This window comes from Aquincola tertiaricarbonis (assembly GCF_023573145.1).
Lineage (GTDB): Bacteria > Pseudomonadota > Gammaproteobacteria > Burkholderiales > Burkholderiaceae_C > Aquincola > Aquincola tertiaricarbonis_B.
Genome location: NZ_CP097636.1, coordinates 3,664,147 through 3,679,550 on the forward strand (window position 1 = coordinate 3,664,147; position 15,404 = coordinate 3,679,550).

Genomic DNA, 15,404 nt, shown 5'->3' on the forward strand with positions numbered 1-15,404 from the left:
CGGAGCTTAGCGCGCGCCCTTGCCGGTGAGCACCACGGCCACCGTTTCGAACAGGATCAGCAGATCGAGGAACAGGGTGTGGTTCTTCACGTAGTACAGGTCGTACTGCAGCTTTTCCTGGGAGTCTTCCACCGTGGCGCCGTAGTGGTAACGCACCTGCGCCCAGCCGGTGACGCCCGGCTTGATGCTGTGGCGCACGGCGTAGTACGGAATTTCCTGCGTCAGCCGCTCGACGAAGAACGGACGTTCGGGGCGGGGGCCGACGATGCTCATCTCGCCCTTGAGCACGTTGAACAGCTGCGGCAGCTCGTCGATGCGCAGCTTGCGGATCACCCGGCCGACCGCGGTGATGCGGTCGTCGGCGGCAGTGGCCCAGCGCGGCTTGCCGTCCTTTTCGGCGTCGTTGCGCATGCTGCGGAATTTGACGACGTCGAAATTCTGCCCATTCAAACCCACGCGCTGCTGCCGGTAAAACACCGGGCCCGGGCTTTCGATTTTGATCAGCAGCATGGTGACCAGCATCACCGGCGCTGAAACCACCACCAGCACGGCGGCCGACACGATATCGAACAGGCGCTTGACGGCGGTACGGAAGAATCCCTGATCGAAACCGTCGCCGAAAATCAACCAGCCAGCGTTGACGTAATCCAGCCGCAGCTTGCCCAGCGTTTTCTCGAAATGCGTGGAGATGTCGGAGACGCGGATGCCCTGGATCTTGCAATCCAGCAGGTCGCGCAAGGGCATGTTGCCACCGCGGCGTTCGGTCACGGCCACCACGATTTCACTGACGCCGGCATTCAGGGCCGTGGTTGCCAGAGATTGCCCGGTGAGGATGTGCGAGGCCGGCACGGCCACCTGCTGCTCGTGCGGGGCCGGAAAATAACCCACCACCTCGGCCGAAGGATCGGAAGCCTTGAGGGTTTCGCCCACCAGCTTGGCCGCCGGGCCGGAACCCAGCACCAGGATGCGTGAGCGGGCACGCACATTCACGCTGGCATGCGCCGCGTAAACACGATGGATGAGCACTGCGGCCACTGCCGCCACCGCCGCGGTGGGCAGCAGGCGCGAATCGCCCATGTCGTGCGGCAGCACCGAGAAAATGGCGTAAGCCAGCGGCAGCGCAAACAACGCGGCCAGGCCCGCACGCGCCAGCGTTTCGGTGAACGACCGGTTGTGGCTTTGCTGGTAGAAACCAGAAGCGATGTTGATGACGAAGGTGCAGGTGGCCACGGAGAAACCGTGGGTGGCGGTCATCGACAACAGGAAATCGGAGTGCTGGCGGCCCAGGGCGACGACGGCCATCACCGCCGAGACGATCAGGCCGTAATCGAACAGGACCTGAAGGATGAGACGCCGGTGAATATAGTGATTGAATAACCGAACCACGAGACCACCCCCACTACTTCAATTGACAGCCACCGAACCAGTGCGCTGGGCTGGGGTCAAAACCATCGGTGAGCTGTGTTTGTTTTCTAGACGCCGCGCTTGGCTGCATGCACAAGGGGCGTTGGCGCCGCCGCAGTCAGAGGCCGCGGCGCGATCGGTTGTAGCAGCATGAAAGCACCGTAACCACCCCCCATTGGGGTGCCGATTTTGTGACGGTCGATGATGCGTGCGCCACCCCATGAACACAACGCCGCGCCGGGCCCGATCGAGCCCGGGCTGCGCAGTCCGACACGGAAGCGGCGCACCGATAAGCTTCGATGATGGGCGTACACCACATCTCCAAGCATCAACTGCGCCGACTGCGCCAGATGTGGCGTTCGGCCGGCTGGCCCTGCCAGGACTTGGTCGAGGCGGAGCTGCTGGCCGGCGGCCTGCTGGAGCGGGTGCGAGATGCCGAGGGACGCGAGACCCTACGTGTAACAGACGCAGGTGTCAGCGCCATTGCAGCGTCGCTGCACGCCAACCGCGGCGCCCGCGACCCGCACGAAGCGCTGGTGGCCCAGGTGGCCACCGCGATGCAGCGCGCCGGCCGGCTGACCTGGCGGCGGCTGAGCCTGCGCGCCCGTGTCGAAGACTCCTGGGTGATGTCGCAGCCCGACGTGTTTTCCATCCGCCAGACCACGGTGGAGGCGTATGCCGAGCCGGTGGTGCATGAGATCAAGGTGCGTCGGAGTGACCTGCTGAGCGACCTGCGCCAGCCGGCCAAGGGCGCCGCTTACCTGGCCACTGCCTGCCAGTGCTGGTATGTGCTGCGCGAGGGCATCGGGGAGCCTGAGGAAGTGCCGGCCGCCTTCGGCGTGATGATCGCCCGTGGCGCGGTGCTGGAAGTGGCGCGCCCGGCGCCGCACCGGCCGATGGTGGTGCCGTTTGCCACCTGGATGGCCCTGGCACGCAGCCACGCCGACACACCCGCGGAAGGCGACGACCATGAGGCGCAGGCCTGGCTGGGCGGCGATGTGGCGAATGTGTCGAAACTGACATGAACTGACGACAAGGCCGACACCGGCCCGGGCTGAAATGCGCAGCCATGCGGGCCACACAGGTCCGCCCACCGCCAGGAGCTCTTCATGACGCGCATCGCCCCCAGCCGCCGAACCCTGTTTGCCCGTGCCGCCACGGTCGACGCCGCCCCCGCGCCCCATGACCACCAGCCCGATGATCACCACGGCGGCCTGGCCGTGGACCTGCCGCGGCTGCTGGCCACGATGCAGTCGCGCCGCGGCATGCTGGGGCTGCTGACCGGTGCCGGCACCGCGATGCTGGTGGGCTGCGGCGGTGGCGGCAGCGATTCGTCGAGCACCAGCAGCAGCGGCTCGACCACCACGACGACGACCACCGACACCACCTCCTCGGGCAGCACGACCACCACCACCACGACCACGAGCAGCAGCGATGTCAGCAGCTGCTCGGTGATTCCCGAGGAAACCGCCGGCCCCTACCCGGGCGACGGCTCCAACACCAGCAACGGCAGCGTGGCCAACGCGCTGGCCCTCAGCGGCATCGTGCGCAGCGACATCCGCACCAGCATCGGCGGCGCCAGCGGCACGGCGGCAGGCGTGCCGCTGACGGTGAAGCTGCGCCTGGTCAACACCAACGGCAGCTGCGCCGACCTCTCGGGCTACGCGATCTATCTGTGGCACTGCACCCGCGACGGCCTGTACTCGATGTATTCCAGCGGCGTGACGTCCGAGAACTACCTGCGCGGCGTGCAGGCCACCGACAGCGACGGCTACGCCACCTTCACCACCATCTTCCCGGGCTGCTATTCGGGCCGCATGCCGCACATCCACTTCGAGGTGTACCGCAGCACCACCACGGCCACCTCGTTCTCCAACAAGCTCAAGACCTCGCAGCTGGCCTTTCCCACCGACGTGTGCAACACCGTCTACGCCACCAGCGGCTACAGCGCCAGCGTGCGCAACCTGGCCAGCATCAGCTTCAGCACCGACAACGTGTTCAGTGACGGCGTGACCACGCAGCTGGCCACGGTGACCGGCAACGTGAGCGATGGCTACGTGGCCACGCTGGTGGTGGGCATCAGCGTCTGAGCCGTGGGTGACACTTCCTCCCCGGAGGAGGTCACCGACATGCTGCGTTGCCTGGTCGTCGACGACGACACCGAGATCCGCGCCACCGTGCGCGACTACCTGCGTGGCTTCGGCATGCAGGTGGACGACGCCGCCGACGGCGCCGCGATGCGCCGGTGCATGGCGGCGCAGCCCTTTGACGTGGTGATCCTGGACGTGATGCTGCCCGACGAGAGCGGGCTGGACCTGTGCCGCTGGGTGCAGCAGCACTCGGGCACGCCGGTGATCATGCTCACCGCCCATGGCGACCCCGCCAGCCGCGTGCTGGGGCTGGAGATCGGCGCCGACGACTACCTGGGCAAGCCCTTCGAGCCGCGCGAGCTGGTGGCGCGCATCCATGCGGTGTTGCGCCGGGTGCGCAAGGGCGAGCGGGGTGCCGACACCCCGGCCCGGCCGCTGCGCTTTGCCGGCTGGCAGCTCGACCGGCTGCGCCGGCAGCTGGTGTCGCCGCAGCAGGTGGTGGTGTCGCTGTCGAATGCCGAGTACCGGCTGCTCAACGCCTTCGTCGAGCGGCCCGGTCGCGTGCTCAGTCGCGATGCGCTGATCGACCTCACCCGGGCCGCCGGGGTGGAGGTGAACGACCGCAGCATCGACCTGGGCGTTTCGCGGCTGCGGCAGAAGCTGGGTGACACCTCGCGGCAGCCGGCGCTGATACGCACGGTGCGCGGCGAGGGCTACCTGTTCGATGCGGTGATCGAATGATCCGCGGCCTGCGCCGCTGGTGCGCCGACACCTTGTTCAAGCGGCTGTTCCTGCTGCTGTGGGCCACGCTGGTGGTCAGCCACCTGGCGGCCTTTTCGGTGTCCACCGGCTGGCTGTGGCGCACCGACGCGCCGGCCGGCCCCATGCCCACCCTGCCCTCGCTGCCGCCGATGGACCTGGAGCCGCCGCCGATGGCCGGTGGCCCGCCCGGGGCGCGGCCCGGTGCCCGGCCGGAGGGCCCGCCCGGATCGCACGCGGATCGGCGCCCGGGCCCGCCGCCGGCGGGTGACGGCCCCCCACCCGAGCGGCCTCACCTGCTGGTGCTGGACTACGGCGTGCGGCTGCTGCTGATCGGCCTGTGCGCCTGGTGGGGCGCGCGCTGGCTGTCGGCGCCGGTGCGCCGGCTGGTGGAAGCCTCGCGCCAGCTGGGCGCGGTGGTGGGCCGGCCCGGCGCCACGCTGCCGCGGCTGGACGAAGCCCGCGGCACGGTGGAAGTGCGCGAAGCCGCCCACGTGTTCAACGAGATGGCGCAGCAGCTGGACGAATCGTTCCGCCACCGCGGACTGCTGATGGCCGCGATTTCCCACGACTTGCGCACACCGCTCACGCGCATCCGCCTGCGGCTGGAAAGCCTGGGCCCCGAGGACGACCGGGTGCGCCGCTGCGTGGCCGACGTGACCGAGATGGATACGCTGCTGGAAGACGCGCTGGCGCTGTTCCGCGGCCTGGGCACGCCCGAACCCACACAACCCACCGACATCACCGCGCTGGTGGAGTCGTTGTGCGACGACGCGGTGGAGCTGGGCCAGCCGGTGAGCTTCCAGCGTGCCGACGACGCAGCCGCCACCGCGCCCGCGCAGCCGGTGGCGCTGCGCCGGGTGGTGGGCAACCTGCTGTCCAACGCGGTGCGCTATGGCGGCCGGGTGGAAGTGGCGGTTCAGCGCCAAGGCGACCAGGTGGTGATCACCGTGGACGACGAAGGCCCGGGCATCCCAGAACAGGCGCTGAAGGCGGTGTTCGAGCCCTTTCACCGGCTGGAGTCGTCGCGCAACCGGGCTTCGGGCGGCAGTGGCCTGGGCCTGTACATCGCCCGCGACCTGGCCCAGCGTCAGGGGGCGAGCGTGAGCCTGAGCAACCGGCCGCAGGGCGGCCTGAGGGCGGAGGTGCGGCTGCCAGCATAATGCGAATCAATCTTGTTTCCGATTCGCTGGAGCTGTTGTGCAGTCTGTTCCACCCGCCTTGTCCGCCCTGGCCAGGGCCGCCCTCCTCGCCCTGGGCGCCGCGGCCGCCGTGCCCGCCGCACGGGCGCAAGCCACCACCGACACCGCCCCGGTGCAGCAGGTGCTCATCAACGCCAGCGCCGATGCCTCGGCCGAAGGCCTGAAGGCACCCTACGCCGGCCGCCAGGTGGCGCGCGGCGGACGCGTGGGCCTGCTAGGCAACCAGGACGTGATGGACACGCCCTTCAGCCAGACCAGCTACACCCAGGACCTGATCCAGAACCAGCAGGCCGCCAGCATCGGCGACGTGCTGCGCAACGACCCGACAGTGCGGGTGGCGCGCGGTTTCGGCAACTACCAGCAGCTTTACCTGATCCGCGGCTTCCCCGTCTATTCCGACGACATGGCCTACAACGGCCTGTACGGCCTGCTGCCGCGCCAGTACCTGGCAGCCGAGCTGATCGAGCGGGTGGAGGTGCTGCGCGGCGCCAACAGCTTCGTCAACGGCGTGGCGCCCACCGGCAACGGCGGCGGGCTGGGCGGCGCCATCAACGTGATGCCCAAGCGCGCCCCCAACCAGCCGGTGAACCAGGTGACGGTGGGCGTGGAAAGCGGCGGCCAGGGCTACCTGGCGGCGGATGTGGCGCGGCGCTTCGGGCCCGACCAGAACACCGGCCTGCGCCTGACCGCCGTGCGCCGCGACGGTGACACCGCGATTGACAGCGAGCAGCGCGAGCTGGGTCTGCTGGGCGTGGGCCTGGACTGGCGCAGCCGCCACGTGCGGGTGTCGGCCGATATCGGCTACCAGGACCAGCAGCTGCGCGGCACCCGCCCCAGCGTGACGCCGGGCAGCTACGTCCCCAGCGCACCCGATGCCGACAGCAACCCTGGCCAGCCCTGGACGGTGTCGAACGAACGCGACACCTTCGGCACCCTGCGCGCCGAGTTCGACCTGGCGCCGCAGACCACCGCCTGGCTGGCCGCGGGCGCGCGCCGCGGCAAGGAGTTCAACGACCTGGCCGGCGTGACGGTGACGGGCGCCGACGGCGCCACCAGCCTCTCGCGCTTTGCCAACGTGCGGCGCGACGACATCGCCACGGGCGAGCTGGGCCTGCGCCACACCTTGACCACCGGCAGCGTGAAGCACCAGCTGGTGGCCGCCGCGGCCCTGTACACCTCCAAGGAGCGCAACGCCTACTTCTTCTACGGCCCCAATGCGGCCAGCAACCTGTACGACCCGCCCACGGTGACGCCGCCGGCCACGCCCAGCTTCACCGGCGGCACGCTGGACGACCCGCTGGTGGTCAGCCGCATCCGCACGCGCAGCCTGGCGCTGGCCGACACGCTTTCGTTCGCCGACGACAGCATCAAGCTGACGCTGGGCGTGCGCCACCAGTCCATCGAGACCACCGGCTACGACTACAACACCGGCGTGCAGAACGCGCACTACGACGAGAGCAAGGTCACGCCCATGGCCGGGCTGCTGGTGAAGTTGTCTAAGCAAGTCTCGGTCTACGGCACTTATGCCGAAGGCCTGGTCAAGGGCGACGAAGCCTCGGGCAGCTACCTCGACGGCAACGGCAACTCGAAGCCCATCAGCAACCAGGGCGAGGTGTTCGCGCCCTATGTCACCAAGCAGATGGAGCTGGGGGCCAAGCTGGACACCGGCCGCTTCGGCGGCACGCTGGCGCTGTTCCAGGCGCGCAAGCCGATCGCGGGTGTGGAAGGCACGCGCTTCGTCGACTCCGCCTACAAGCAGACCAACCGCGGTCTCGAGGCCACCCTGTTCGGCGAAGCCACCCGCGGCCTGCGCCTGCTGGGCGGCGCCACCTACCTGCACACCGACGTGCAGGGCGACGACGCCGTGGGCGCGCCGAAGTGGCAGCTCAACGCCAATGCCGACTGGGACGTGCCCGGCGTGCCCGGCCTGGCACTGACCGGCCGCGTCACCTACACCGGCAAGCAGTACGCCGATGCTGCCAACACCCTCACCGTCAAGGCCTGGACGCGGCTGGACGTGGGCGCGCGCTACGGCCTCACGCTGGCCGGGCGCGACGTCACGCTGCGGGCCAACATCAACAACCTGACCAACCGCGACTACTGGGCTTCGGTGGGCGGCTTCCCGGGCGCCAACTACCTGGTGCTGGGTGATCCGCGCACGGTGGTGCTGTCGGCCACCGTCGACTTCTAAGGGCCGGCCATGCTCAGCACCCGCGCCGTGCGCCGCTGGCAGTGGGTGCACACCTGGAGCAGCCTGGTGTGCACCGTCTTCATGCTGCTGCTGTGCCTGACCGGCCTGCCGCTGATCTTCCACCACGAGATCGGCCACCTGTTGGGCACCGAGATCGAGGCGGCCGAGATGCCGGCCGACACGCCGCGCGCCAGCCTGGACGAGGTGATGCGCCTGGCCCTGCAGCGCTACCCGGGCAAGCAGGGCATGTTCGTGTCGCAGGAAGAGGACGACGACCGCGTCTGGTACGTCACGCTGTGCGAGCGGCCCGACTCCAACGACAACTTGAAGCAGGTGGCGGTGGACGCGCGCAGCGGCCAGGCGCTGGGCGACCCGCCGCTGGACAGCGGCTTCATGTACGTGATGCGCTCGCTGCACATCGACCTGTTCGCCGGCCTGCCCGGCATGCTGTTCCTGGGCGCGATGGGCGTGCTGTTGCTGGTGGCCCTGGTCTCGGGCACGGTGCTGTACGCGCCCTTCATGCGCAAGCTGCGCTTTGGCGAAGTGCGGCGCGACCGCAGCCCGCGGGTGAAGTGGCTGGACCTGCACAACCTGCTGGGCATCGTCACGCTGGTGTGGTTCACCGTGGTGGGCGCCACCGGCGTGATCAACGCCTGGGCCGACCTGCTGGTGAAGTACTGGCAGGCCACCGAGGTGGCGCAGATGGTGGCGCCCTACCAGGGCCAGCCGCCGCTGCAGCAGCCGGGCTCGCTGCAGGCCGCGGTGTCGGCGGCGCGCGCCCTGGCGCCCGACATGAAGGTGGCCTTCGTCGCCTTTCCGGGCACCGGCTTCAGCAGCCCGCACCACTACGGCGTGTTCCTGCGCGGCACCGATGCGGTGAGCGCACGCCTGCTCAAGCCGGTGCTGGTGGACGCCGCCACCGGCCAGGTGACCGACAGCCGCGAGCTGCCCTGGTACCTGACGGCGCTGCTGATCTCGCAACCGCTGCACTTCGGCGACTACGGCGGCCGGCCGATGCAGATCCTGTGGGCGGTGCTGGACATCATCACGATCGTGGTGCTGGCCAGCGGTCTGTACCTGTGGGTGGTGCGGCGCCGGCAGGCGCCGGCGCCGGACGCCAAGTTGTCCATGCAAGCCGGCGAGGCGGCCCGATGAGGCGGCACCTGTGGCGCCTGCCCATCCTGCTGGGCAGCCTCACCGCCGTGGGCCTGCTGTCAGGCCTGCTGGGCGACGGCGCCTGGGACGCCGTGGCCTGGCTGGGCCTGGGCGTGCCGGTGGCCGCGGGCCTTTGGTACGGCCTGCGGCGCTGATACGTTCAGCCGCCGGGCCGCCCCAAGGCTGAACGCGCCCCCGTGGGGGGACGCGAGCGCAGCGAGCTTGGGGGCCTCATCAAACTGCTGCGAGGGCCTGATCCAGGTCGGCGATCAGGTCGTCGATGTGCTCAATGCCCACCGACAGCCGCACCGTGTCTTCGCCCACGCCGGTCTTGGCCAGTTCCTCGGGCGACAGCTGGCGGTGCGTGGTGGAAGCCGGGTGCGTGGCCAGCGACTTGGCATCGCCGATGTTCACCAGCCGCGTGAACAGCTGCAGCGCATCGAGGAAGCGCGCGCCATCGGCCCGCTTGTCGCCGGAGCGGCCCTTGACGCCGAAGGTGAGCAGGCCCGAAGCCTTGCCGCCCAGGTACTTGCGGGCCAGCGCATGGTCGGGGTGGTCTTCCAGGCCGGCGTAGTTCACCCAGGCCACCTTGTCGTGCTGCTTCAGGTGCTGGGCCACCGCCAGCGCATTGGCGCTGATGCGGTCCATGCGCAGCGCCAGCGTCTCGATGCCCTGCAGGATGAGGAAGGAGTTGAACGGCGAGATCGCCGAGCCCATGTTGCGCAGCGGCACCACGCGCGCGCGGCCGATGTAGGCGGCGGCGCCCAGCGCCTCGGTGTACACCACGCCGTGGTAGCTCACGTCGGGCTCGTTCAGGCGCTTGAAGCGCTGCTTGTGCTCGGCCCACGGGAACTTGCCCGAATCGACGATGGCACCGGCCACCGTGGTGCCGTGGCCGCCCATGTACTTGGTGAGCGAATGCACCACGATGTCGGCGCCGTGCTCGATGGGCCGGCACAGGTAGGGGCTGGGCACGGTGTTGTCCACGATCAGCGGCACGCCGTGGCGGTGCGCGATCTCGGCGATGCGGGCGATGTCGGTGACGTTGCCGGCCGGGTTGCCCAGCGACTCCACGAAGATGGCCTTGGTGCGCTCGTCGATCAGCGACTCGAAGCTGGCCGGGTCGCGATGGTCGGCGAAGCGGGTGCTGATGCCGTACTGCGGCAGCGTGTGCGCAAACAGGTTGTAGGTGCCGCCATACAGCGCGGTGGAAGAGACGATGTTGTCACCCGCCTCGGCGATGGTGAGGATGGCGTAGGTGACCGCCGCCTGGCCCGAGGCCAGCGCCAGCGCGCCGATGCCGCCTTCCAGTGCCGCGACGCGCTGCTCCAGCACGTCGGTGGTGGGGTTCATGATGCGGGTGTAGATGTTGCCCGCCACCTTCAGGTCGAACAGGTCGGCGCCGTGCTGGGCGTTGTCGAAGGCATAGGCCGCCGTCTGGTACAGCGGCACCGCCACCGACTTGGTGGTGGGGTCGGGCTTGTAGCCGGCATGCACCGACAAGGTTTCGAACCGGGGCTGGCGTTCGCTCATCTGTCTTCTCCTTCAGCTTCTTGGGGGTAGCGCAGCGTAACGTTGCAAGGCAGCGCTCGCATATGCGGTGAACGCGGAAGCGCATGCGCAATGCTTCGTTCGCTGTTGGATTTGCAGCACCTAGAGTGGCCGCATGTCATCCGCCACCCTCGCATCGCCCCTCAACCGCCCGGCCGCCGCCGGCCGCCTGGAGATCCGCCCGCTGGACGCGCCGCTGGGCGCCGAGGTGCTGGGCCTGGACCTGAGCCGGCCGCTGGCCGACGACGACTTCGCGCGCATCCACCGCGCCCACCTCGACCACCATGTGCTGGTGTTCCGCGACCTGCGCATCACGCCGCAGCAGCAGGTGGACTTCAGCCGCCGCTTCGGCCCGCTGCAGATCCACGTGCTGCGGCAGTTCCAGCTGCCGGGCCACCCCGAGATCCTGGTCGTCTCCAACATCAAGGAAAACGGCCAGCCCATCGGCCTGGGTGATGCCGGCCACTACTGGCACTCCGACCTCTCGTACAAGGAACTACCGAGCCTGGGCTCGATGCTGCATGCGCAGGAGCTGCCCAGCGAAGGCGGCGACACGCTGTTCGCCAACCAGCATCTGGCCTGGGAACGCCTGCCCGCGGCGCTGAAGAACACCGTGGCCAGCCTCAAGGCCGAACACCACTACCTGGCCAAGTACGCCGAGCTGCAGCAGCGCAACCCCTGGCGCCCCAACCTGACGCCCGAGCAGATCGCCGAGGTCAAGCCCGTGGTGCACCCGGTGGTGCGCACGCACCCGGAAACCGGCCGCAAGGCCCTCTTCGTCAGCGAGCACTTCACCACCCGCATCGTCGACGTGCCGGAGGACGAAAGCCGCGCGCTGCTGGACGAGCTGTTCCGCCTGACCACGCTGCCCGAGCTGGTGTACCGCCACCAGTGGCAGCCGCACGACATGGTGTTCTGGGACAACCGTTCCGTCACCCACCTGGCCGCCGGCTGCCCCGACCACCTGCGCCGCCGCCTGAACCGCACCACCATCGAGGGCGACGCGCCCTTCTGACGAGCCTCCCATGCTGAAGAATCTAGTGGCCGCCACGCTGGCGGCAGGCCTGACCCTGGGCGCCGCCACCGCCGCCCGCGCGGAAGGCCAGATCCGCATCGCCGAGCAGTTCGGCATCGTGTACCTGCTGCTGGACGTGGCCAAGGACCAGAAGCTGATCGAGAAGCAGGGCAAGGCCCAGGGCCTGGACATCAAGGTCGACTACGTCACCCTCTCGGGCGGCGCGGCGGTGAACGACGCGCTGCTGTCCGGCTCCATCGACGTGGCCGGCGCCGGCGTGGGCCCGCTGCTCACGCTGTGGGACCGCACCCGCGCCCGCCAGAACGTGCGCGGCATCGCGTCGCTGGGCAACTTCCCGTACTACCTGGTCAGCAACAACCCGAACGTGAAGACGATTGCCGACTTCACCGACAAGGACCGCATTGCGGTGCCGGCGGTGGGCGTGTCGGTGCAATCGCGGGTGCTGCAGCTGGCCTCGGCCAAGCTGTGGGGCGACGCGCAGTACAACAAGCTCGACAAGATCAGCGTGGCCGTGCCGCACCCCGAGGCCACCGCGGCCATCATCAAGGGCGGCACCGAGATCACCGGCCACTTCGGCAACCCGCCGTTCCAGGAACAGTCGCTGGCCGGCAACCCGAACGCGCGCATCGTGCTCAAGAGCTACGACGTGCTGGGCGGCCCGGCTTCGGCCACCGTGCTGTACGGCACCGAGAAATTCCGCGAGCAGAACCCCAAGACCTACAAGGCCTTCGTCGACGCGCTGGCCGAGGCGGCGCAGCTGATCCGCGGCAACCCCGAACTGGCGGCCGACATCTTCATCCGCACCAACAAGTCCAACGTCGACCGCAAGCTGCTGCTGTCCATCATCAAGAACCCCGAAGTGCAGTTCAAGCTGGCGCCCGAGAACACCTATGCGCTGGCCGAGTTCATGCACCGGGTGGGCGCCATCAAGAACAAGCCGGCTTCGGTGAAGGACTACTTCTTCGACGATGCCCACCTGGCCGGGGGCAGCTGAGATGACCGCGACCGCCACCTTGCGCAGCGCCCCGGCGCATGCGCTGCCGCCCGCCCTGCGCTCGGAAGGGCCTCAGGCCGCAGCCCAGCCGGCCCCGCAGGAGGCGCTGCTGCAGGTGGACGGCGTGACGCTGGAGTACGCCACGCGTGAGCGCGTGGTACGGGCCACGCACCGCGTGAGCTTCGAGGTGCACCAGGCCGACCGCTTCGTGCTGCTGGGGCCTTCGGGCTGCGGCAAGAGCACGCTGCTCAAGGCCATCGGCGGCTTCATCGCCCCGCGTGAAGGCGAGATCCGGCTGGACGGCCAGGCGGTGCACCAGCCGGGGCCCGACCGCATCGTCGTGTTCCAGGAATTCGACCAGTTGCCGCCCTGGAAGACGGTCAAGGCCAACGTGATGTTTCCGCTGCTGGCCGCGCGCAAGCTGGGCCGCAAGGAGGCCGAAGAACGTGCGCTGGACTGCCTGGCCAAGGTGGGCCTGTCGAAGTTTGCCGATGCCTACCCGCACACGCTGTCGGGCGGCATGAAGCAGCGCGTGGCCATCGCCCGTGCGCTGGCCATGCAGCCCAAGGTGCTGCTGATGGACGAGCCGTTTGCCGCGCTCGATGCGCTGACCCGCCGCCGCATGCAGGAAGAGCTGCTGGCGCTGTGGGACGACGTGCGCTTCACGCTGCTGTTCGTCACCCACTCCATCGAAGAAGCGCTGGTGGTGGGCAACCGCATCCTGCTGCTGTCGCCGCATCCCGGCCGCGTGCGCGCCGAGATCAACAGCCACCAGTACGGCCTGCACAGCCTGGGCGGCGCCGACTTCCAGGCCACCGCGCAGCGCATCCACGGCCTGCTGTTCGACCAATGACCACCTTGACACCCCCGGTGCGCCCGGAATACGAGCGCGAACCCGATGCGCTGACCGACGCCCCCGCCGAGCGCGCGCTGCCGCTGGGCCAGCGCATCTGGCAGCAGTCGGCCGTGCGCAAGGCGGTGATCCTGTTGCTGCTGGCGCTGCTGTGGGAGCTGATCGCCCGCTGGCAGGACAACGACCTGCTGCTGCCCACCTTCAGCCAGACGGCGCAGGCCTTTGCCAACGACCTGCGCAGCGGCGAGCTGCTGACCAAGGCGCGCATCTCCATCGGCGTGCTGCTGCAGGGTTACCTGCTGGGCATCGCCACCGCCTTCGTGCTGACCACGCTGGCCGTTTCCACCCAGCTGGGGCGCGACCTGCTGGGCACGCTGACGGCGATGTTCAACCCGCTGCCCGCCATCGCGCTGCTGCCGCTGGCGCTGCTGTGGTTCGGCCTGGGCAACGGCAGCCTGATCTTCGTGCTGGTGCACTCGGTGCTGTGGCCGCTGGCGCTCAACACCTATGCCGGCTTCCAAGGCGTGCCCGAAACCCTGCGCATGGCCGGCCGCAACTACGGCCTGCGCGGGCTTCGCTACGTGCTGCTGATCCTGGTGCCTTCGGCGCTGCCGGCCATCCTCTCGGGCCTGAAGATCGGCTGGGCCTTCGCCTGGCGCACCCTGATCGCGGCCGAGCTGGTGTTCGGCGCCTCCTCAGGCCAGGGCGGCCTGGGCTGGTACATCTTCCAGAACCGCAACGAGCTCTACACCGACCGCGTCTTCGCCGGCCTGGCGATGGTCATCATCATCGGCCTGGCGGTGGAAAGCCTGGTGTTCGACACGCTGGAGCGCGTGACGGTGAGGCGGTGGGGGGTGCAGAGGTAGGGGTGCACCGCGCTTCGCGGCCGAAGCGAACGCACGGCGATGACGGCTGCCACACGAGGACGCCGTGCTAGCATGTGTACGCAAATCCCAACGGGTACACACATGCGCACCAACATCGAGATTGACGACAAGCTCATGAAGGACGCCCTTCGGGCGACAGGTGCAAAGACCAAGAAGGAGGCGGTTGAACTCGGGCTGCGCACGCTGGTTCAGCTCCGGGCTCAGGAAAAGGCCAAAGAGCTGCGCGGCAAGATCACCTGGGAAGGGGATCTGAACGCCTTGAGGACGGACAGGTGATCTTGGTCGACTCCAGCGTCTGGATTGACTACTTTCGCTCGGCAGATACCCCGCAAGTCGCGTTGCTCGACTCTTATTTGGGGCGTACGCCTCTGGCCATTGGCGATCTGATTGCGGCCGAAGTCCTTCAAGGCGTGCGGGATGACAAGCAGTTCAAGTCGGTCAAGCAAGTGTTTGACGCCTTCACCCAGATCGACTTGTGCGGGTACGACCTTGCAATCAAGGCTTCTGAAAACTATCGCCTGCTGAGAAGCAAGGGCATCACCATTCGGAAGACGATAGACACGTTGATTGCGACCCGCTGCATCGATAGCGGGTTGACGCTATTGCATGCGGATGCCGACTTCCGGCCGTTTGCCGAGCATCTCGGACTGCGCGAAGCGTTTTCGGACGGATAACACCGACGGTCAGCCGCGCGGAAGTGCTTGGCATAAAAAATCCAACCCGTTTGGCCATCCTGCGGGGAAGTTGGATTCAAAGCTATAGCCCTTCTTTCGCTGCTCGCCTACCTACATGGACCTCGGCTGTAGCGCCGAGTTGCGAGGCGAGTGATGCAAAGGCGTGAACTATTTTCGTTCTGAACGTGTATTTGCTGATTTTCGTTGCAGGAAAGGCATCTAGTACAGCATTAGCCCACCTTTCAAATTCGCTAGCCGAAGAGTCGAAATTCAATTCGTGAGCGAGTTTATTTCGCAGGCGATTGACCTGCAAAGTGAAGGCTTGAATTTTAAGAAATTGCTCGTGATCCATATCATGCAGCAACCGCAAAAGCTGAAGCTTTTTCGCGAAGGATATGTTCAAGCTATCTACGCCATCGCGACGAACTAAGTGACCAAGAGATTGATCAATTACTGATTCGAGCAGCAAGTGGCCCTTCAACAAAATTAGCTCTGTATCGGTGACTTCATCCAAGTGCACCCACACCGCGTAGTGAATCAGTTTTCTTAACGGCATCGCTCTCTGCTCGTGTGGCCTGTACAACCTTCTGACCCAGGTCGAGAAATAC

The 15,404-nt window shown here is 67.8% G+C and carries 16 protein-coding genes; 13 read left to right on the forward strand and 3 right to left on the reverse strand.

What is annotated here, in order from left to right:
- Nucleotides 1–6: 6 nt before the first annotated feature.
- Entirely contained in the window at nt 7–1,386 is a 1,380-nt protein-coding gene (locus MW290_RS31350) for a TIGR03013 family XrtA/PEP-CTERM system glycosyltransferase (RefSeq protein WP_250198240.1), read from the reverse strand.
- 320 nt (nt 1,387–1,706) lie between these two features.
- Here MW290_RS31350 and MW290_RS31355 point away from each other — a divergent pair, with 320 nt between their 5' ends.
- The 7 genes from MW290_RS31355 (at nt 1,707) to MW290_RS31385 (ending at nt 8,956) form a co-directional block, all read left to right on the forward strand.
- Nucleotides 1,707–2,429 carry a hypothetical protein gene (locus MW290_RS31355; RefSeq protein WP_250198241.1) on the forward strand — a complete coding sequence of 241 codons (723 nt, stop codon included), beginning with the start codon at nt 1,707–1,709 and terminating at the stop codon, nt 2,427–2,429.
- Nucleotides 2,430–2,513: 84 nt separating this feature from the next.
- The gene (locus MW290_RS31360; RefSeq protein ID WP_250198242.1) at nt 2,514–3,494 is read left to right on the forward strand and encodes a dioxygenase family protein; all 981 of its coding nucleotides are present in this window, start codon (nt 2,514–2,516) and stop codon (nt 3,492–3,494) included.
- Between the two features lie 39 nt (nt 3,495–3,533).
- The gene (locus MW290_RS31365) at nt 3,534–4,235 is read left to right on the forward strand and encodes a response regulator transcription factor (RefSeq protein WP_250198243.1); all 702 of its coding nucleotides are present in this window, start codon (nt 3,534–3,536) and stop codon (nt 4,233–4,235) included.
- Nucleotides 4,232–5,416, forward strand: coding sequence for an ATP-binding protein (locus MW290_RS31370; RefSeq protein WP_250198244.1), 1,185 nt, complete (start codon nt 4,232–4,234; stop codon nt 5,414–5,416). The genes MW290_RS31365 and MW290_RS31370 overlap by 4 nt, the downstream gene beginning before the upstream one ends.
- A 37-nt stretch (nt 5,417–5,453) precedes the next feature.
- Nucleotides 5,454–7,646 (forward strand): TonB-dependent receptor, encoded by a 2,193-nt coding sequence (locus MW290_RS31375; RefSeq protein WP_250198245.1) that lies wholly within the window; start codon nt 5,454–5,456, stop codon nt 7,644–7,646.
- Nucleotides 7,647–7,655: 9 nt separating this feature from the next.
- Nucleotides 7,656–8,801 carry a PepSY-associated TM helix domain-containing protein gene (locus MW290_RS31380; RefSeq protein ID WP_250198246.1) on the forward strand — a complete coding sequence of 382 codons (1,146 nt, stop codon included), beginning with the start codon at nt 7,656–7,658 and terminating at the stop codon, nt 8,799–8,801.
- The gene (locus tag MW290_RS31385) at nt 8,798–8,956 is read left to right on the forward strand and encodes a hypothetical protein (RefSeq protein ID WP_250198247.1); all 159 of its coding nucleotides are present in this window, start codon (nt 8,798–8,800) and stop codon (nt 8,954–8,956) included. The genes MW290_RS31380 and MW290_RS31385 overlap by 4 nt, the downstream gene beginning before the upstream one ends.
- A gap of 79 nt (nt 8,957–9,035) precedes the next feature.
- Here the strand turns inward: MW290_RS31385 and MW290_RS31390 are convergent, their stop codons facing one another.
- Nucleotides 9,036–10,334 carry an O-acetylhomoserine aminocarboxypropyltransferase/cysteine synthase family protein gene (locus MW290_RS31390; RefSeq protein WP_250198248.1) on the reverse strand — a complete coding sequence of 433 codons (1,299 nt, stop codon included), beginning with the start codon at nt 10,332–10,334 and terminating at the stop codon, nt 9,036–9,038.
- Between the two features lie 133 nt (nt 10,335–10,467).
- On the opposite strand from MW290_RS31390, the gene MW290_RS31395 reads away from it, so the two are divergent.
- The 6 genes from MW290_RS31395 to vapC all read left to right on the forward strand — a co-directional run bounded on the left by MW290_RS31395 (nt 10,468) and on the right by vapC (nt 14,796).
- Nucleotides 10,468–11,367 (forward strand): TauD/TfdA dioxygenase family protein, encoded by a 900-nt coding sequence (locus MW290_RS31395; RefSeq protein WP_250198249.1) that lies wholly within the window; start codon nt 10,468–10,470, stop codon nt 11,365–11,367.
- 10 nt (nt 11,368–11,377) lie between these two features.
- Nucleotides 11,378–12,382, forward strand: a complete 1,005-nt coding sequence (locus tag MW290_RS31400; protein ID WP_250198250.1) for an ABC transporter substrate-binding protein — start codon at nt 11,378–11,380, stop codon at nt 12,380–12,382.
- A gap of 1 nt (nt 12,383) precedes the next feature.
- The gene (locus MW290_RS31405; RefSeq protein WP_250198251.1) at nt 12,384–13,235 is read left to right on the forward strand and encodes an ABC transporter ATP-binding protein; all 852 of its coding nucleotides are present in this window, start codon (nt 12,384–12,386) and stop codon (nt 13,233–13,235) included.
- Entirely contained in the window at nt 13,232–14,101 is an 870-nt protein-coding gene (locus MW290_RS31410; protein ID WP_250198252.1) for an ABC transporter permease, read from the forward strand. The genes MW290_RS31405 and MW290_RS31410 overlap by 4 nt, the downstream gene beginning before the upstream one ends.
- A 102-nt stretch (nt 14,102–14,203) precedes the next feature.
- Nucleotides 14,204–14,398, forward strand: a complete 195-nt coding sequence (locus tag MW290_RS31415; protein ID WP_250198253.1) for a type II toxin-antitoxin system VapB family antitoxin — start codon at nt 14,204–14,206, stop codon at nt 14,396–14,398.
- The gene (vapC, locus tag MW290_RS31420) at nt 14,395–14,796 is read left to right on the forward strand and encodes a type II toxin-antitoxin system VapC family toxin (protein ID WP_250198254.1); all 402 of its coding nucleotides are present in this window, start codon (nt 14,395–14,397) and stop codon (nt 14,794–14,796) included. The genes MW290_RS31415 and vapC overlap by 4 nt, the downstream gene beginning before the upstream one ends.
- 82 nt (nt 14,797–14,878) lie before the next feature.
- On the opposite strand, the gene MW290_RS31425 is transcribed toward vapC, so the two are convergent.
- Nucleotides 14,879–15,310 (reverse strand): hypothetical protein, encoded by a 432-nt coding sequence (locus MW290_RS31425; protein ID WP_250198255.1) that lies wholly within the window; start codon nt 15,308–15,310, stop codon nt 14,879–14,881.
- Between the last annotated feature and the right edge of the window lie 94 nt (nt 15,311–15,404).

Coding starts and splice junctions, on each gene's coding strand:
- MW290_RS31390 (WP_250198248.1), bottom strand. CDS start 10,334: ATGAGCGAACGCCAGCCCCGGTTCGAAACCTTGTCGGTGCATGCCGGC.
- MW290_RS31395 (WP_250198249.1), top strand. CDS start 10,468: ATGTCATCCGCCACCCTCGCATCGCCCCTCAACCGCCCGGCCGCCGCC.
- MW290_RS31405 (WP_250198251.1), top strand. CDS start 12,384: ATGACCGCGACCGCCACCTTGCGCAGCGCCCCGGCGCATGCGCTGCCG.
- MW290_RS31400 (WP_250198250.1), top strand. CDS start 11,378: ATGCTGAAGAATCTAGTGGCCGCCACGCTGGCGGCAGGCCTGACCCTG.
- MW290_RS31365 (WP_250198243.1), top strand. CDS start 3,534: ATGCTGCGTTGCCTGGTCGTCGACGACGACACCGAGATCCGCGCCACC.
- MW290_RS31370 (WP_250198244.1), top strand. CDS start 4,232: ATGATCCGCGGCCTGCGCCGCTGGTGCGCCGACACCTTGTTCAAGCGG.
- MW290_RS31410 (WP_250198252.1), top strand. CDS start 13,232: ATGACCACCTTGACACCCCCGGTGCGCCCGGAATACGAGCGCGAACCC.
- MW290_RS31355 (WP_250198241.1), top strand. CDS start 1,707: ATGGGCGTACACCACATCTCCAAGCATCAACTGCGCCGACTGCGCCAG.
- MW290_RS31415 (WP_250198253.1), top strand. CDS start 14,204: ATGCGCACCAACATCGAGATTGACGACAAGCTCATGAAGGACGCCCTT.
- MW290_RS31380 (WP_250198246.1), top strand. CDS start 7,656: ATGCTCAGCACCCGCGCCGTGCGCCGCTGGCAGTGGGTGCACACCTGG.
- MW290_RS31360 (WP_250198242.1), top strand. CDS start 2,514: ATGACGCGCATCGCCCCCAGCCGCCGAACCCTGTTTGCCCGTGCCGCC.
- MW290_RS31385 (WP_250198247.1), top strand. CDS start 8,798: ATGAGGCGGCACCTGTGGCGCCTGCCCATCCTGCTGGGCAGCCTCACC.